General features: G+C 43.3%; 19 protein-coding genes. All 19 read right to left on the reverse strand.

The genetic code is table 11. The annotated features are described in order from the left end of the window. Positions 1-16 precede the first annotated feature (16 nt). The 19 genes from M2444_RS04670 to topA all read right to left on the reverse strand — a co-directional run bounded on the left by M2444_RS04670 (position 17) and on the right by topA (position 17,570). A complete protein-coding gene (locus M2444_RS04670; RefSeq protein ID WP_094869613.1) occupies positions 17-484 on the reverse strand; it encodes a flagellar basal body-associated FliL family protein in 468 nt (155 codons plus the stop codon). Further along, positions 481-705 (reverse strand): flagellar FlbD family protein, encoded by a 225-nt coding sequence (locus M2444_RS04675; RefSeq protein WP_042128923.1) that lies wholly within the window; start codon positions 703-705, stop codon positions 481-483. Before M2444_RS04675 ends, M2444_RS04670 begins: the two co-directional genes overlap by 4 nt. Before the next feature lie 89 nt (positions 706-794). Beyond that, positions 795-1,613 carry a flagellar basal body rod protein FlgG gene (flgG, locus tag M2444_RS04680; RefSeq protein WP_094869612.1) on the reverse strand — a complete coding sequence of 273 codons (819 nt, stop codon included), beginning with the start codon at positions 1,611-1,613 and terminating at the stop codon, positions 795-797. A 103-nt stretch (positions 1,614-1,716) separates the two neighbouring features. After that, positions 1,717-2,103, reverse strand: a complete 387-nt coding sequence (locus M2444_RS04685) for a TIGR02530 family flagellar biosynthesis protein (RefSeq protein WP_094869611.1) — start codon at positions 2,101-2,103, stop codon at positions 1,717-1,719. Next, positions 2,100-2,594 (reverse strand): flagellar hook capping FlgD N-terminal domain-containing protein, encoded by a 495-nt coding sequence (locus M2444_RS04690; protein ID WP_094869610.1) that lies wholly within the window; start codon positions 2,592-2,594, stop codon positions 2,100-2,102. Before M2444_RS04690 ends, M2444_RS04685 begins: the two co-directional genes overlap by 4 nt. 32 nt (positions 2,595-2,626) lie before the next feature. Next, entirely contained in the window at positions 2,627-4,105 is a 1,479-nt protein-coding gene (locus M2444_RS04695) for a flagellar hook-length control protein FliK (protein ID WP_094869609.1), read from the reverse strand. A gap of 25 nt (positions 4,106-4,130) precedes the next feature. After that, positions 4,131-5,072, reverse strand: a complete 942-nt coding sequence (locus M2444_RS04700) for a MotE family protein (RefSeq protein WP_306440387.1) — start codon at positions 5,070-5,072, stop codon at positions 4,131-4,133. 18 nt (positions 5,073-5,090) lie between these two features. Beyond that, positions 5,091-5,534 carry a flagellar export protein FliJ gene (fliJ, locus tag M2444_RS04705; protein WP_280786407.1) on the reverse strand — a complete coding sequence of 148 codons (444 nt, stop codon included), beginning with the start codon at positions 5,532-5,534 and terminating at the stop codon, positions 5,091-5,093. A gap of 9 nt (positions 5,535-5,543) precedes the next feature. After that, positions 5,544-6,869, reverse strand: a complete 1,326-nt coding sequence (gene fliI / locus M2444_RS04710) for a flagellar protein export ATPase FliI (RefSeq protein WP_042128931.1) — start codon at positions 6,867-6,869, stop codon at positions 5,544-5,546. Beyond that, positions 6,850-7,698, reverse strand: a complete 849-nt coding sequence (locus M2444_RS04715) for a FliH/SctL family protein (protein ID WP_094869607.1) — start codon at positions 7,696-7,698, stop codon at positions 6,850-6,852. Before M2444_RS04715 ends, fliI begins: the two co-directional genes overlap by 20 nt. After that, the gene (gene fliG / locus M2444_RS04720; RefSeq protein WP_042128934.1) at positions 7,691-8,707 is read right to left on the reverse strand and encodes a flagellar motor switch protein FliG; all 1,017 of its coding nucleotides are present in this window, start codon (positions 8,705-8,707) and stop codon (positions 7,691-7,693) included. Before fliG ends, M2444_RS04715 begins: the two co-directional genes overlap by 8 nt. 4 nt (positions 8,708-8,711) lie before the next feature. Next, positions 8,712-10,298, reverse strand: a complete 1,587-nt coding sequence (gene fliF, locus M2444_RS04725) for a flagellar basal-body MS-ring/collar protein FliF (RefSeq protein WP_094869606.1) — start codon at positions 10,296-10,298, stop codon at positions 8,712-8,714. 35 nt (positions 10,299-10,333) lie between these two features. Then, positions 10,334-10,645 (reverse strand): flagellar hook-basal body complex protein FliE, encoded by a 312-nt coding sequence (gene fliE, locus M2444_RS04730; RefSeq protein WP_042189451.1) that lies wholly within the window; start codon positions 10,643-10,645, stop codon positions 10,334-10,336. Between the two features lie 92 nt (positions 10,646-10,737). Further along, a complete protein-coding gene (gene flgC / locus M2444_RS04735) occupies positions 10,738-11,187 on the reverse strand; it encodes a flagellar basal body rod protein FlgC (protein ID WP_094869605.1) in 450 nt (149 codons plus the stop codon). 6 nt (positions 11,188-11,193) lie between these two features. Further along, on the reverse strand, positions 11,194-11,601 hold the full coding sequence (gene flgB, locus M2444_RS04740) for a flagellar basal body rod protein FlgB (RefSeq protein ID WP_094869604.1): 408 nt from the start codon (positions 11,599-11,601) through the stop codon (positions 11,194-11,196). A gap of 378 nt (positions 11,602-11,979) precedes the next feature. After that, positions 11,980-13,380, reverse strand: coding sequence for an ATP-dependent protease ATPase subunit HslU (hslU, locus tag M2444_RS04745; protein ID WP_094869603.1), 1,401 nt, complete (start codon positions 13,378-13,380; stop codon positions 11,980-11,982). 33 nt (positions 13,381-13,413) lie between these two features. Then, a complete protein-coding gene (gene hslV, locus M2444_RS04750; RefSeq protein ID WP_042189455.1) occupies positions 13,414-13,956 on the reverse strand; it encodes an ATP-dependent protease subunit HslV in 543 nt (180 codons plus the stop codon). 132 nt (positions 13,957-14,088) lie between these two features. Then, the gene (gene trmFO, locus M2444_RS04755; RefSeq protein WP_143812119.1) at positions 14,089-15,471 is read right to left on the reverse strand and encodes an FADH(2)-oxidizing methylenetetrahydrofolate--tRNA-(uracil(54)-C(5))-methyltransferase TrmFO; all 1,383 of its coding nucleotides are present in this window, start codon (positions 15,469-15,471) and stop codon (positions 14,089-14,091) included. Further along, complete coding sequence (gene topA, locus M2444_RS04760; RefSeq protein WP_094869601.1) at positions 15,471-17,570, reverse strand: type I DNA topoisomerase; 2,100 nt, start codon at positions 17,568-17,570, stop codon at positions 15,471-15,473. Before topA ends, trmFO begins: the two co-directional genes overlap by 1 nt. Positions 17,571-17,581: the final 11 nt, after the last annotated feature.

A 17,581-nucleotide genomic window follows, 5' to 3' on the forward strand; every position in this document is an offset into this window, starting at 1 on the left:
ATTATCATGCCTGAAGCTACATAGAAGCCAAAAGGTATTTGGTGACTTCGATCTGAGTGATTTTGCCTTCGGTCAATGTCTTATTGATCAGATTAACAAGCTTGCTGCTAAGCTGGTCTTTGCCATTTGCTCCATTAAGCTCCTCAGGTTTGGTATCTGCAAGCGTTTTGATAATAATCGGTTTGATTTTGATCTCTTTTATTTTTTCGAATGCTTCCTTTGATTTCGCAGAATTCAGTTGGAAAGCGAAATCTATCTGAACGATATAATCGGGATCAGCAAGATTTGTTTTGATATCTTTGATCTCTGCCGTTAATTCGACGATTTCATCAGCAGTTAAATGTTTGGTTTCCACACTTTGAACCGCAGCATTTACATCATTCGTATCATTCGGAAAGATCTTGTCCATTAATAGAAATGCGGCTATCACGATAAGTGTAATCGCAAGTAAAATCGTAAGTAACCATGGCAGCATCTTCTTCATGTTAGCTCCTCCATTGACTGGACTTTAATGGTGGCAGCATATGTGCCTATGTCCCTGTTATAATCCCGGATCTTCGTAATAACTTCATCCGCTTTTTCAAGCACGATCAGTCTTTTTCCGGTTACTAGTGTAATATATGTATCCGGGCTTTCTTCTACCATTTCTACCAGTAGGGCATTGATCCACATCGGTGTTCCATTTAATCTCGTTACCGATATCATAACAGGCCTCCTAACAAAAATAGGGGGAGGGGTATCTCCCCCACGACTCCGCGTTAATCTTTAAAAAAGAAATTAAATTATTGATAAAATTAACGCTTCAGATTAACTACTTCCTGCAGCACTTCATCAGAAGTCGTAATGATACGGGAGTTCGCCTGGAATCCACGTTGCGATACGATCATTTCTGTAAATTCATTCGTAAGATCCACATTGGACATTTCAAGCTGACCCGAAATGATAGCGCCTGTTCCAGTTTCAGTATCATTCGCTGTCGTAGGAACAAGTTCGCCTTCTGCATTCGCATTAAGTGACATCCGGTACAGATTACCACCGATCTTCTCAAGTCCAGATGGATTAGTAACCTTAGCCACTCCGATCTTCACACCTGCTTCAGTCGTTCCATCCGCCATGGTCTGAACAATCGTTCCATCATTGGAAATGGAGAATGCTGTTACATCATCACCCAGTTGAATGGCAGTACCATCGGCATCTAGCACATGAAGTCCGTCAGAAGTAACAAGATTACGTGCAGCATCTACATGAAAATCTCCTGCACGAGTCAAAAAAGCAGTTTCCTGATCCGCAGTAAGCTTCACTAAGAAAAAGCCATCTCCGTCAATACGCAAATCTGTAGGATTGTTAGTAGTTTGAGCACTACCGGCCAAATGGAGTGTATCAATAGAAGCGATACTTACGCCCAGTCCGATTTGTTTAGCATTCACACCACCTTGGGCATCGTCACTAGGAGCTGTTACACCAGAAACGGTTTGACTCATAATGTCCTTAAACATAACCCGTCCTGATTTAAAACCAATTGTATTGACATTGGCAATGTTATTACCGATTACATCAAGCTTAGTCTGAAAGCCTCTCATCCCCGAAACCCCTGAATACATAGATCTTAACATTTGTGTTGTCCTCCCAGATTATAGAGTCCTAATAACTTACTAAGTGAATGGGACCGCGTCAGTCGGTCAGCGGCCGCCTCGGCTTTCCGTTAGGACCAGCCGGTTATGAAATCACAATTGCACTATCAATTTGCGTAAACACGTTATCTTTAATCGAACTTCCATCCATTGCGGTTACAACCGTACGATTCGGGACACTTACGATAAATGCCAAATCCTTCATTAATATCAAGGATTCTTTACTACCTTTGGCAGCAGCTTTATCCACAGCTGAAGAAATCTGATCCAGTTGTCTGCTTCCAAGTTCAATTCCTCTTTGTTCAAGACGCTTGGCAGCATGATTACTGAATTTTAGTAGTTTCTGTTGCAGTACACTCTCAAAGGTGGCTTCTCCAGTCACAGTCTGCTTCGGTATCGAAGATCGCTGTAACGTTGAGGAATGTAGGGACGACGCAGGATACAGTTGGCCTATGGTCAGCCTGTCACTCATATTGTCGCCTCGCTTCCTCCGTTATTCTCCGGAGTATTACTATCTGTACCAGAACCATTCTCTGTTGTTGCAGGATTCTGAATTTGTGTAATATCGGTTAAAGCAACTCTGTCTTTCCCCACAACCGCATATTGAATCCCCTTGCTGACAACGATTGATTCAACATTCCCTGTCTTAGGCAGATTTGTGGCGGTATCCGTCCATGTGATATCTTTACCAATCAAGCCGGATACTGAGCCAAGAGACTGATTCATTGATGTAAGCTGTGTAGAGATATTCATCAGCTGCTCAACAGATGTAAACTGTGCCATTTGAGCAATAAATTCTTTATCTTGCATCGGTTGCATCGGATCTTGATTCTGCAGCTGGGTGATCAATATCTTCAAAAACTGATCCTTACCCAAAGCAGAATTTCCTGTTGTTTTAGTAGATTCAGGAGTTGTATAATTCCACTGGTCTTTGGTAGAAACAGGAGGAGTTGTTGTCGTCATAACCGTTCACCTCTCTTTCACTTATGATAAGTTTAAGCTTTGGCAGAGAAGGAGTTCCCTTGATTATCTTCTTCTTGCCCTGCGTTTGAAACCCAATCTTTCCATTCACCATTTAGCTCTGCGGCAAGAATGGCATCATTAGCTTCCTCACGACTTTCTTTGGAGCGTCTTCCCTGCTGGCCACTTCCAGAACCAGGTTGGCGTCCTTCTTGACCCCATTGTGAATTGAGGGGGGTATTATTTTGTGTGACTTCTAATTTTTCTACTTGGAGGCCTTGAGACTGCAATGCCGCTCGAAGCTGGTTCATTTGCTGTTCCAACATATCCTTAGCTCCGGAATGTTCAGTCATAAACTGTGCTACGAGATGGCCGTTTTGCATAGTAATCTTAACATCTACTTGTCCGAGGTTTTCTGGAAAGAGTGATATCGTAGCCTCAGCTACTCCGCCTTTTTGCACAATCTCCAATTTACCTGTAATAAAACCGGTCATTTCCTGTGCAAACTGATGAACGGGTACAGGAGCTACTGGGACTTCAGCCTTCAATGGAGCCGTAATTCCTCCCCGAAGAGCTAGTTGACCAGCCGTTACAACCTCATGTTCTCCTTCTATGATAGTAGTTCCTGATGTGGAATCTTGAGTGGATTCTGCCTGCTTTGTTTCTCCAGTTGCACTGCTTTTAATCAATGGAGTGGTAAGCTCTGCTTCAGCATCTTGAACAGCTCCTGAGGTCACAGGCGAAGTTAGGACTGCTTCATTCTTAATTGCAGCTGCTTCTCCAGCACGGTTACTAAGGTTTTGAATGGTCTTGTCCGGCGTACTGCCTTTGCTTTCAGTCACTATAGGTTGTTGTACAGATACACCAGAATTTTCATTTGAGCTGGAGTTCTTTCCCTTCCCCTTAATAGTGTTAGCGGAGGACTGTTCTAGTATCGCTGTGAAATTATTTAACAGGCTTATCCCTTTACTAGCAGCCTCTTCGTTCCCACTGACAGCAGCTTCCTGAATCATAGTAACTAAACTTTGCAAATCATCTTGAACAGCAAACCGCAGCGTATCTGCATGCTGAGCTAACGGTGACAAGCTTCCTGCCGACTCCATATCAGATGTAGCATCACTCTCGGTCACTTGACTTCCTGATAGAAGAGCTGATACCTGAAGAAGCCAAGCTTGCAAAGCTGCCAGCACAGCAGGATCGCTATTAATGCTTTCATCCAGGTTTTCAACATCAGCAGTTAGCTTCTCGATAAGATCAGAATTCTGCGTATCTTGTCCTCCTTGATCTTCTCCAGTCGTCTGCACTTCCTTTAAAAGACCTTGCAGTAAAGAGGTTAGATTTCCCAGAAGCGGATCAGTAGGTACCGATGTGGTGTTAGCTGTGTTTCCTCCCATAGTTTGCACTAATGTCTGAGAGAAAGGTACAGCAGATGCTGTTGTGCCAGTAGAAGTTGATGAGCTACCACTTGCAGCAGCTGTATTTGCGTTCACAAGCGATTGAACCACTAAACTCATATTATTTTTCACCTCCTTTCATTATTTATTTAGCACCCATCAAACGGTTAACAATCTTCGCGGTTTGCGCACTATCATTTTTAGTCATTTCGCCCAAAATTGATGAACGAACACTATCACTTACGGTATTCATAATCGTTACTACTTTATCAGGGCTAATCTTGTACATTTCCCCTAGTAGAGAAGCTGCATTGGCAGGCGTCATTGAACTAAAGGTTTGATTCAACTTTTCCTTATCCAGATTTGCACTAGTTTTAGTCGTTTGAGTAGTGCCAGCTTCTTTTTTCAATCTAGATTGAAGAGCAGCAATAGCCATATCACTCGAAGAGGTTGTTTCTTTCAACTTAATCGTGACATCTGCCGCTTTTTTAGGATCCATTTTTTCCAGAATCGCAGTTTTACTCGCTTTATTCATTACGCTGAATATCTGCACCATCTCTTCTGTAGTCAAATTCTCCATAATCGGTGCAGCTTTGGAAGCCTTCATGCCCGCGTACAGCTTCGCCAGATCAGTAACCTGCTTCTGATAAGGGTCTTCTGTTGCCTCCGTGTTTACTTCAGCAGCTGCAGCGGCTTCCGTCTTCATTCCCTCAATTTGCGACTCTAGCGCCTGAACCTTGGTATCCTGGGCTGTTTTTTCATCGGAGACCTTCTTCAACTCATCTGCCTGCTGGGCAAGCTGAGCTTTGAGCTCCTTAATCGTTGAGTTTGAGCTCACTTCCTGTTTCTTGCTTTCTTCCTTCGGTTTAGAAGGATCTGTTGGCGGATCAGGAACCCATTTTTCCAGAATCGGAATTTTATTCGCAACTTCAAGCACGTTATTACGAATGTCCATATTAAAAAGCGTCAACAGTACTCCAAGCAGTACTAGCGTGAAGATAATCGGTATCATTAGAAATAAGAACCGCTCAAATTTCCCCGCTGACCCTTCATTTTCAAGTTCCATGTCATTATCAATATTAGCCACTAGCGGAAACCTCCCGGGTTAGAGGGATTTCATCGCGAAGCGGACGGTTGCCATCTCATCCAGTTCGTTTTGTTCCCGTAAACTCATACTTTGCTGAAACTGTGTCTCAGCCTTATCTTTTGCTTTTAACCATACTTTTTCGTCTAATACCTTTGTGCTTAACTGATCTTGCTTCTTCAAGACTTCCTGATGTGCACTTTTAATGTCCGTATGTTTACGAGCAATGCATATATCCAGGTATTCTACATATTCTTGCATTTCACGAATCTTCGCCATAGGTGCCTTTTGTTCTGCGGCATTTTGTAAAGATAACACAATAGCGCTCCGCTGAAAGGTGAGTTCATCCAGGCTTCTTTCTTGTGCCTGCAATTCTCCAAGCGCGCTTGAGAGCATCCATTCTGCCTGTGTCTTCTCATTGCCCTTCAAGTCAACGACTTTTTGAAAAGTATAATGAAATCTCATGATACTGAATCAACTCCTCGAGAAGTGTGAAATTAAAGACTGTTGAACTTCAGCCAGCGTAACTTTTTCATTCACTCTTTGTTTGGTGAATTCCCATATACTGTCTATATACTCCATCGACTCATCGATTTGAGCATTGGAGCCTCTCTGATACGCTCCGATATTAATTAAATCTTCTGAATCCTTGTACACGGCCATTAGTCGCTTAACATTCTCTGCTGCGGCGATCTGTTCTTCTGGCGCAATATCCTTCATTACACGACTAATACTGGAGAGCACATCTATTGCTGGAAAATGTCCTTTGTTCGCAATACTTCGGTTAAGGACGATATGTCCATCGAGTATCCCTCTCACTGCATCAGCGATCGGCTCATTCATATCATCACCATCAACCAATACAGTGTAAAAAGCTGTGATAGAGCCTGTAGGACCAGTTCCGGCACGTTCTAGTAGTTTAGGTAAGCTTGCAAATACCGATGGTGTGTAACCTCTCATAGCTGGTGGTTCTCCGACTGCAAGTCCAACTTCACGTTGAGCCATAGCATAACGAGTCACCGAATCCATCATCAGCATCACATTAAGCCCACGATCCCGGAAATACTCAGCAATCGTAGTAGCAATAAGTGCTCCCTTAATTCGAATTAATGCAGGCTGATCAGATGTAGCGACAATAACGACTGACCTCTGCAAACCCTCAGGTCCTAAATCGCGTTCGATGAAATCCAGTACTTCCCTGCCACGTTCCCCAATCAGAGCGATAACATTAACATCTGCTGATGTATTACGTGCAATCATTCCCATGAGCGTACTTTTGCCGACCCCTGAACCAGCGAAAATCCCCACCCGCTGACCTTTACCAATGGTTAGCAAACCATCTATCGCTCTTACACCGATGCTAATAGGTTCTTGCACTCGTGGTCTGTTGAGTGGGTTGGACGGAATGTTAAAGGTCGAACTATGTGGCATTCGAGCTGGGATCAGGGAACCATCAAGCGGTTGACCTAAACCATCCAGTACCTTACCCAGCAATTCTGAACCCACCTGAACACTAAGCGGCTTGCCTGTTCCCACTACATCACAACCAGGTCCAATTGCCTGCAGTTCTCCAAGTGGCATTAATAGCACCTTGTTGTCACGGAAACCAACGACTTCAGCTTGCAGCGGCTTATTTCCTTTAGAAGGATAGATATAGCACACATCACCAATGCTAGCATCAGGTCCTTCCGATTCAACCATAAGACCGATAACCTGCGTCACTTTCCCATTGATCCTCACCGGATCGAGATTACGAAGTTGCTCCTTATAACGGTTACTATCAAGCATCTTCTTCCCCATTTCTCTGCTCATCGGTGTCCAGCGCGATTCTAACCAGCTCTTTCTTGATTTCTGCAAGCTGAGTATCAATTCGGGCATCTATGCTGCCAAAGGAGGAGCGGATTACACAACCTTGATCTTTCACAGTCGAGTCAGGCAAGATCTGTAGTTCAGCCTGCGAGTCAACCGCTAATGACAATTCTTCCCTTGCTGCGTTTACGAAAGCGAACTGCGCAGGTGATACACACAGTGAGATCAGCCCCTGCTCACGTTTACGAGCTAGATTCTTTCGAATCAAATCCATTGCAAACTGCGGCTCTACCGTTAACTGCCTATCCACAATTTTCTCCGCAATATCACAGCTTAGCTCAACCAAGAAAGGTTCAGCTTCCTGAATAATGACATCCCTTGCCTTATAGGCTTCAGTTAAAACAGCACGCGCTTCGTCCATCATCGCAGCAATTTTGAGCTTCATCTCTTGCTCAGCTTGAGAAACACCTTCTTGATACCCTAGCTGATAAGCCTCCGCTTTGACGGCCTCTACCAGATGTTCATCCTGCTCACGCCGCTCTTTCCACCACTCTTCAGCCTCCGCTTTTGAGGATTCAACAATCTGTTCCGCTTCAAGAGAGGCATTCCGAACTTGCTCTTCAGCAAATTCTTGGGCATCTTTAAGCATTTGCTTGCGTGCGACTTCAGCCTCTTCACGAGCGGGATCATGATAGTGAGTCTCGCTTACAGTCTCCTCTAGAACGGGCTCCTCAGTTAGGCCCGCATAGTGCCGGGCCTGCTCCAATCTTTTCAGTACATCAACTGGAACATACTGAGAATGCTTAATCAGCTTAGACAATGATGTCATCTCCTCCGCCACGAGCGATGATAATTTCTCCAGACTCTTCGAGTCTGCGGATCGTACCTACAATACGCGTTTGCGCTTCTTCTACATCACGCAACCGCACAGGACCCATGTACTCCATTTCTTCTCGGAAGGTCTCTGCCATACGTTTGGACATATTCCGGAAAATAACATCTCGTACTTCTTCGCTTGCAACCTTAAGGGCAAGCTGCAGATCCGCATTATCAATATCACGAATAATACGCTGAATCGAACGATTATCCACATTGACAATATCCTCGAATACGAACATCCGCTTCTTGATTTCCTCGGCGAGCTCTGGATCTTGAATTTCAAGAGAATCCAGAATTGTGCGCTCTGTCCCACGGTCAACCCCATTCAGGATTTGTACAATTGATTCGATACCGCCAGCATTTGTATAATCCTGAGTTACTGTAGCAGAAAGCTTCTGCTCCAGCACTCGTTCAATTTGTGTAATGACCTCCGGAGAGGTGCTGTCCATTACAGCAATTCTTCTAGCCACCTCCGCCTGCTTCTCTTGAGGTAACGAAGAGAGAATAGCTGCGGCTTGTTCAAATTGTAGATAAGACAATACAAGTGCGATAGTCTGGACATTCTCATTCTGAATAAAGTTCAAAATCTGGTTTGGATCAGCCTTGCGTGCAAAATCGAAAGGTCTTACCTGCAAAGTCGCAGTCAGACGGTTAATGACCTCCATTGCTTTTGCGGAACCAAGTGCTTTCTCCAGAATCTCTTTGGCGTAGTTAATACCGCCTTGTGATATATATTCCTGGGCGAGGCATATCTGATGGAACTCAGACATGATCGACTCTTTTTCACTGCTGTCCACTTTACGGACATTGGCAATTTCAAGAGTTAATTGTTCAATCTCCTCGTCTCTTAAATGTTTGAATATTTGCGCCGATACCTCGGGCCCTAGTGTGATAAGCAGGATCGCGGCCTTTTGACGGCCACTAAGCCCCTGCTGACTAGCCTTTGCCATTAGTTCACCTCTGTTCGTCTGCAAGCCATGTACGCAGCAAATTAACGAATTCGTCTGGCTTTTTCTTAGCCAAACTTTCCAATTGCTTACGAACTTGACTGTCATTCGTCACACTTTCCAAATTAATAGATGGAAATTCGGTAGGAACCTGTAATGGAATGTCTTCATCTTCCTCTTCCACAGTCTTCTTACGACTCCGATAGATTAGATATCCTCCACCTGCTCCAACCAGCAATGCAGCTGCTCCGATAGCCCATAACATCCATGTGGCAAGACCACCTGGTGTTGTGTTAGCAGCGGTTCCGCCAAATTGTTGAGAATATACCGAAACCTTTTTGGTTAAATCAGCGTCTGTATATGTAGTACCTGAATCTGCGAGCGAAGCACGAACAATATTTACCAAAATGTTTTGAATTGCTGCTGATGTAGCAGCGTCCAAAGTATTTTGTCCTGTAGGTGGTTCAACTGCAACATTTATGGTTAAATCTTTAACAGTAAAGGGACTTGCGATAACATCCTTTGTAATTCGGTTTACTTCATAGTTCCTCGTTTCAGAAGATTCTTCCGAAGTTGAAGTATCCGTACCGGCTTGTGAGGGATAGCCCGCTACATCTTGTGAACCAGTGCCTGCCACTCCGCCAGTTGTATTCCCTTGACCCGAATACGAATTACTAATGATTTGTGAACTGATCTCAATCCCCTTCATGTTCTCTGTATCCACAGGGGTTACGAGATTCTCCTTCCGGTTTTCCTTGTCAAAGTTCAGCTTCGAAAATACAAGAACATCAACTTTATCCGGACCCGTAAGAGTGCTAAGGAATTGTTTCACATCTTTCTTTACTTCTTCTTCGAATTTTTTCTGAAGAGCGAAGTTCTCTTCGACTTGGCTGGAAACTCCTGCTTGTCCACCTTTGGCCGTAGGCATTAACTCGACTTCATTATTAGCAATCGTAATGTTATCGATTGGTAGATTTGGAACAGCCGTCTTTACAAGGTTGAAGTACCCATCGATATTATCTTGACTGGGTCTAAATCCCGGATTAAATGAAAGCACAACGGATGCAGATGCTTGCTCTTGGTCAGCCTGGGAAGCAAAAACTGTTTCTTTAGGCAGATTAATCAGCACTTTAGCATCCTTAATTCCTTGCATACGTCTCATTAACTGTTCTACTTCACCGTTTAATGCATTATTATACTTCACATTAAACTCACTATCTGTCGTCCCTATCATTGACGAATTTTCATTAAAGACCTTATAACCGATAGAGCCCCCCTGAACAATCCCCTGAGAACCGATATCCACCTTTATTCGAGCCGCTTCTGTGCTTGGCACCGAGATGCTCTTTCCATCTTGGCTTAATCGGTATGAAACACCCGCTGTATCCAAGTAGTTCATTACTCCAGCTGAATCTGTGCTGTCCAAATCTTGAAACGCTACTTCATATTCTGTCTTTGAAAGCTGCATGGTTAATACTACGATTATTATTAGAATGATAAACAATGTTGAAAAAAATAAAATCTTCTGTTTACCACTAAATCTGTTCCAATAAAGGGTCACCTTCTCCCGATATTGGGCAAATCTTTCATTCACAGTGTCACCCCATCCGGAACTAAGCTAGGAATTAATTAAATTTGAGTTCTCATAATTTCTTGATAGGCTTCTATCACTTTGTTCCGGACTTGTGTAGTCAACTGCAAACTCAGTAAAGCCTGTTGGGAAGAAATCATCACTTCGTCTATATTCACTTCTCCCAATACAAATTTATTACTCATATCCTTTGCTTGTTGTTCCTGATCTGCTACTTTAGTGAGTGCATTCTCAAGATAAGAACCAAAGCTCTCCATGGCATTAGCAGGAGTGGATGAAACTTCGGTAGATGTTGGTTTCATGGCAAGCTGCTGTACAGCTTGAACCCCATTAGTGATATTCTGTATCAACTTTTTCCCTCCTAAAAGTTTTGTAAGCATATGCTTCCTAGATTCACTTCGTACAAAACTCACTTCGGAAGCGTTCTATCTGTTAATTACGTTTAGCGCCCAATTTCGAGTGCTTTACTTACCATAGCTTTAGATGCATTCAGCATCGTGACATTGGCTTCATAAGAACGTGATGCAGATAACATATCTACCATTTCTTTGGTAATATCTACGTTTGGCATATAGACATAACCTTCGGCATCCGCATCAGGATGGCTTGGGTTGTACACTGGCTTTAACGGTGAAGTATCTTCTATAATGGACTGCACCTTTACACCTTCATTACTACTACCATTTAATTTCGAATTTAGTATATTCGAGAACTTATTGCTTTCGGTAGCTTCCATAACAACAAGCTTTCGACGGTATGGAACGGCTTTGCCATCAACCACCGATGCTCTTGTAGTTTCCGCATTGGCCACGTTGGAGGAAATCACGTCCATCCGCAATCGTTGAGCTGTTAATGCTGATGCACTTATCCCAAAACTACTCCCAAAGTTCATGCAATCTTATCCTCCTTGAATTACAGCTCGCATCATCGAAATTTGACTGTTGATCTGCTCGACATAAGAACTATACCTGAGTTGGTTCTCAGCACTTAACGCCATTTCTCGTTCTACATCCACATTGTTGTCGTTATTATTCATCGAGGTAGTTTCATCCGTACTAACGACAGCTGCTGGTACAATTCTGTTGGTACCAAATTGAAAATGTCGGGAGTCCGTTACCTTCGCGTTAAGTGTAGGTTTTATTCCACTTTCTTGTTGCTGAAGGAAACTTTCGAATGAAACATCAGAACGTTTGAAATTTGGCGTATCTTCGTTAGCCACATTATTTGCTAGAACATTTTGTCGTTTGTAGGCAGCATCAATGCCTCCCTGCAATCGTTGAAAACTGACACTATTCAGCAATCCCAAGATAATTCCTCCTTTCAAAGCTATCATAATGAAATGAATTCCACAACTTTCCTTAAAAAACCTGCTTGTTTTCGACAAATAAAGTATAAAAGTCCTCAATTTATCGATTTCTACGTCGAACCTTGTCGCAAAGTATAACTTATTAGTATTTTCACATACATTGATTTTCATTTAATTTGTATATTATTACAATAAGAAATAAGCCCTATCTTTTTAAAAAAGACAGGGCTTTAAGCACTTTATTGCTATTTTATTCCTTTTTTAACTCAAAATTATCTTTTTAATTGCATCTTTTTACATTTTTTTACCTATTAATGACACTAAATTGTAATTTTCTAATTCAATATGCCCAAATTCAAAAGAATATAATTTGTCGCATTAAAGAATATACTGACTTAAATCACGATCCTGTGCAATACTTGCCAATTTCTCACGCACATACTCTGGTGTAATAACCATAGTATCCAGAGTTAGCTCAGGTGCTTCAAAAGAAAGATCCTCCAATAGCTTCTCCAAAATCGTATGAAGACGCCGAGCACCTATGTTTTCCATATTTTGATTCACTGAAGCAGCTATTTTGGCAATTTCATAAATAGCATCTTTCTGGAACTCAACTTCAATGTCCTCAGTTTTTAACAAATTAACATATTGTTTCGTCAATGCATTCTCTGGCTCAGTTAAGATGGATACAAAATCCTCCAGTGTCAGACTGCTTAGCTCTACGCGAATCGGAAAACGCCCCTGAAGCTCTGGAATCAGATCAGAGGGTTTAGCTACATGAAAAGCCCCGGCAGCCATGAAGAGCACGTAGTCCGTCTTCACAGGACCGTATTTTGTCATGATTGTAGAACCTTCTACAATTGGAAGGATATCTCTTTGCACACCTTCACGTGATACATCAGGGCCCGAACCCTTACCTTGACTTGCAACCTTATCAATCTCATCGATAAAAATAATACCCGATTGTTCAGCGCGTGTCACAGATTCCTGAATGACATCATCCATATCAATCAGTTTAGTTGCTTCATCCTGAATTAGCACTTTACGAGCCTCACGGATAGGAAGCTTACGCTTCTTCGTCCGCTTCGGAAGCAAGCTACCAAACATTTCTTGCATATTCATCCCCATCTGGTCGTTCCCTTGCCCTGCAAACATATCCAACATAGATGGCGCTGTATCCTCAACATCTATTTCAATGATATCTTCTTCCAATTGACCAGCAAGCAGCTTAAATCTAATCCCGCGACGGCGCTCGCTTAAGCTTCCATCTGGTTCGGAATCTTCTTTAGAATCCTCTTGTGCAGAATTCCCGCCAAAAATCATCTCAAAAGGATTCTTCTGAGATTTATTCTTTGAAGACGAAGGCACTAAAATAGAGACAATCCGCTCATTAGCCAGCTCTTCTGCACGGTCCTTCACCTTTTCCGTGCGCTCTAGCTTCACCATACGAATAGAGGTCTCCACTAAATCACGCACCATAGACTCCACATCTCGACCTACATAACCCACCTCAGTGAATTTGGTAGCCTCCACTTTGATGAACGGAGCATTAACAAGCTTAGCTAAACGCCGGGCAATCTCGGTTTTCCCCACACCAGTAGGTCCGATCATCAAGATGTTCTTAGGAACAACTTCATCACGCAGTTCCTCAGCCAGCAGACTGCGCCGATAACGATTACGAAGGGCAACAGCTACCGATTTCTTAGCTTGTTTCTGACCTACAATATATTTATCCAATTCAGCTACGATTTGACGGGGTGTTAGCGATTGATTCACCATCGTGAATTCCTCCTTGTCTCTATGGCACTGAGCCTATAATTGCTCAACAATAATATTGGAGTTAGTATACACACATATTTCTGATGCAATCTGAAGAGCCTCACGAGCAATATCCGCAGCAGCAAGATTTGGAGCATGACGTTTGAGCGCGCGACCGGAAGCAAGTGCAAAATTACCACCGGAACCAATAGCGAGCACATCATCATCTGGCTCGATAATTTCACCATTTCCGGAGATTAAGAGCATTCCTTCCTTGTCCATAACAATCATTAATGCCTCAAGTTTACGAAGAATACGATCTTGACGCCAGTCTTTCGCTAATTCTACGGCTGCCCGTTGCAGGTTTCCATGATGCTCCTCCAACTTACCTTCGAATTTTTCGAACAAAGTGATAGCATCGGCAACAGATCCTGCAAACCCTGCTATTACTTGTCCCCTGTATAAGCGACGAACCTTTCTGGCCGTCGTCTTCATAATTACACTCTCTCCGAATGTAACCTGACCATCACCTGCTATAGCTGCCTGTCCGTTATGTCTTACAGCACAAATTGTAGTCGCATGAAAGCTGGGTACCATGATTGCAGTTACCTCCTTAAGATGGGCTTTGTTAAAATATAAGAAGTATACGTTTCACGTTGTTCTTCATTATCCTTATATTTTTCGCTTAAACGCTAACGCTTATCATCCTTATTAGGACGCCGAAGGCGCTTATTCTTGGGTATCGATAACCTCCGGCTCTATATAAGCGAGGCCCGTACGATTGGCGTACTCGGCAAGACTGTCTAGTGCACGATGCGCTAACATCTCATTTTTTTCTTTCTTATTACGGATTTTCTTCTCCACCTTCGGTAGAAGACCAAAATTGGCATTCATAGGCTGAAAATGCTCCGGATCAGCGGAAGTGATATAAGCAGGCATACTACCGAGCACCGTGTCTTGCGGGAAGATCAGTCCTTCTTGACCCAGTGCGGCTCTAGCAGCGTTAATGCCGGCAATCAGACCTGAAGCTGCTGATTCCACATAACCTTCCACGCCAGTCATCTGTCCAGCAAAATACAGCCTTTCTTTACCCTTCATTTGATAAGTAGGATGCAAGAGTTTAGGAGAATTAATAAAGGTATTTCTGTGCATTACACCATATCGAACGTATTCAGCGTTCTCAAGACCTGGAATCAGCGAAAATACCCGCTTTTGTTCGCCCCATTTCAAGTGCGTTTGAAAACCCACCAGATTGTAAAGCGTTCCAGCAGCGTTATCCTGACGAAGCTGTACCACCGCGTAAGGTAGCTTACCTGTGTGCGGATTGATAAGACCTACTGGCTTCATCGGACCAAACAATGCTGTTTGCTTACCGCGCTTCATCATGATTTCGATAGGCATACAGCCCTCAAAGTATATCTCTTTCTCAAAATCCTTGAGCGCCGCCGTCTCTGCAGAAATCAACGCATCATAAAACACGTCAAACTCCTCTTCAGTCATAGGACAGTTCAGATATGCTGCTTCCCCTTTGTCATAACGGGAAGCCAGATACACTTTATTCATATCAATACTGTCCTTCTCAACAATCGGTGCAGCAGCATCATAAAAATAGAAATACTCTTCACCTAATAGACCCTTAATTTCAGCAGATAATGCAGGGGAAGTTAGTGGACCCGTTGCAATAACAACAATCCCTTCCTCCGGTATATGCGTAAGTTCTTCATTTATGACTTCCACGAGCGGATGATTATGCAATGTACTCGTAATTTCTCCCGAGAAACCATCCCGATCCACGGCAAGTGCACCACCAGCAGGTACAGCGTGGCGATCCGCAGCACCTAATACAAGAGAGTTTAAGCGCCGCATTTCTTCCTTTAATACACCCACTGCATTGCCTAAACCATTTGCACGCAAGGAGTTGCTGCATACTAGTTCTGCGAATTGATTCGTGTGGTGAGCTGGCGTTTTCACCACGGGTCTCATTTCATACAATCTTACCGGTACGCCTTGAGAGGCTATTTGCCAGGCCGCTTCACTTCCTGCGAGACCTGCTCCAATTACTGTTACCTTTGCTGTATCTGTCACTGTCTTATTTCCTCCTGTAGAGACTATTATTCTGCTAACTCTTCTTCGTTGTCTAAAACTGCCTCTGTATGGTCACAAGACGTACATTGCAGTTTGGTGCCTTGCTTATTGCGTTTCTCAATCATCCAAGCCCCGCAAGATGGACATGGCTTAGTGGATGGTCTATCCCAAGAGACGAAATCACAGCCAGGATATTGATCGCAGCCATAGAAGACACGCCCTTTTTTGCTACGACGCTCTACAACTTTACCTTCATTACATTTAGGGCAAGTTACACCTATATCTTTGATAATCGGCTTCGTATTTCGGCAATCTGGAAAACCAGAACATGCTAGAAACTTCCCAAAGCGTCCTAATTTATATACAAGTGGTTTACCACATTTCTCGCAGATCTCATCAGAGACTTCATCTTCAATCTCGATTTCTTTCATTTCTTCTTCGGCAAACAATAAGCGCTTCTCGAAAGACTCGTAAAATTCGGCAAGAACCTTCACCCAATCTTCTGACCCTTCTTCCACATGGTCAAGATCTCCTTCCATATTAGCCGTAAACTCTACGTTCAATATTTCCGGGAAAAATTGTTCCATCTGCTCGATGACTAGTTCTCCAAGCTCTGTAGGCATGAATTTTTTCTCTTCAATCGCTACATAACCACGCTTCTGAATCGTTTCAAGCGTTGGTGCATACGTACTTGGGCGTCCTATCCCTAATTCCTCAAGTGTCTTTACAAGCCTTGCTTCTGTATATCGCGGTGGTGGCTGTGTAAAATGCTGCTTCGGCTCGATCTCTTGCTTATTTAAAGCATCTCCCGCTTCAAGAGGCGGTAAATACTTATCTTCATCTGTAGTTCCATCATCATTACCTTCCACGTAAACCTTCATGAACCCTGGGAATGAAACCTTCGAACCCACCGCTCTGAAAGTGGCTGTACCTGCTTCTATATCAACCGAGAGTGTATCCAGAAGAGCCGAAGCCATTTGACTGGATACGAACCGCTCCCACACCAGCTTATAAAGACGGAATTGATCCCGGCTTAAGAACTCTTTGACCATTTCCGGTTCCCGAAGTGCCGAAGTTGGTCGAATCGCTTCATGCGCTTCTTGTGCTCCAGCCGCTTTCTTCGAATACTGGCGGGGGGTTTCAGGTAAGAACTTTTCACCATACTTAGCAGTGATCAGCTCTTTAGCTTCATCCTGTGCAGTGACAGATAAGCGTGTCGAGTCCGTACGCATATAGGTGATCAAACCTACGGTTCCCTCTTTGCCTAGTTCCACACCTTCGTATAATTGCTGGGCAACAGACATGGTCTTAGCTGCACGGAATCCAAGCTTACGAGCTGCTTCCTGTTGAAGTGAACTTGTTGTAAAAGGAGCCGAAGGATGTCGTTGTCTTTCCTTCTCCTTCACTTTACTTACCTTAAAAGCTGCGTTCTTGATTGCCTCAAGGATCTCTTGAACATCGCTTTCTTGATTAAGTTCTTTCTTCACACCATTCAGCTTATGGAACTTAGCTTCAAAGACGGAATCTCGAATCCCAAGTTTAGCGGTAATACTCCAATATTCAGTAGGTACAAAAGCGGAGATTTCATTCTCACGATCCATTATGATCTTTACAGCTACAGATTGAACACGACCAGCAGATAACCCTTTTTTGACTTTCTTCCATAATAGGGGGCTAATCTTGTAACCTACCAGCCGATCCAGTATACGTCTTGCCTGCTGTGCATTCACAAGATCCATGTTAATCTTACGTGGCGTCTTAAAAGCATCCTTCACCGCTTGTTTGGTGATCTCATTAAATACAACTCGGCATTCCTGTGTTTGATCTAAATTTAATGCATGCGCCAAGTGCCATGCGATCGCTTCTCCTTCGCGGTCAGGGTCAGCTGCGAGATAAACTTTTTTCACTTTTTTACTAGCGTCTTTCAATTCCTTCAATATGGAACCTTTACCACGGATAGTAATATACTTAGGGTTAAAATTATTTTCAACTTCGACGCCGGTTTGACTCTTCGGCAAGTCCCTAATATGTCCCATAGATGCCTTTACAATATATTTACTACCTAGATATTTGCCAATTGTCTTCGCTTTCGCGGGCGATTCGACAATAACCAATGCATCTGCCATAGACTCTTCCT

It is taken from the genome of Paenibacillus sp. PastF-3 (genome assembly GCF_029893135.1).
GTDB classification, from domain to species: domain Bacteria; phylum Bacillota; class Bacilli; order Paenibacillales; family Paenibacillaceae; genus Paenibacillus_AQ; species Paenibacillus_AQ nitricinens.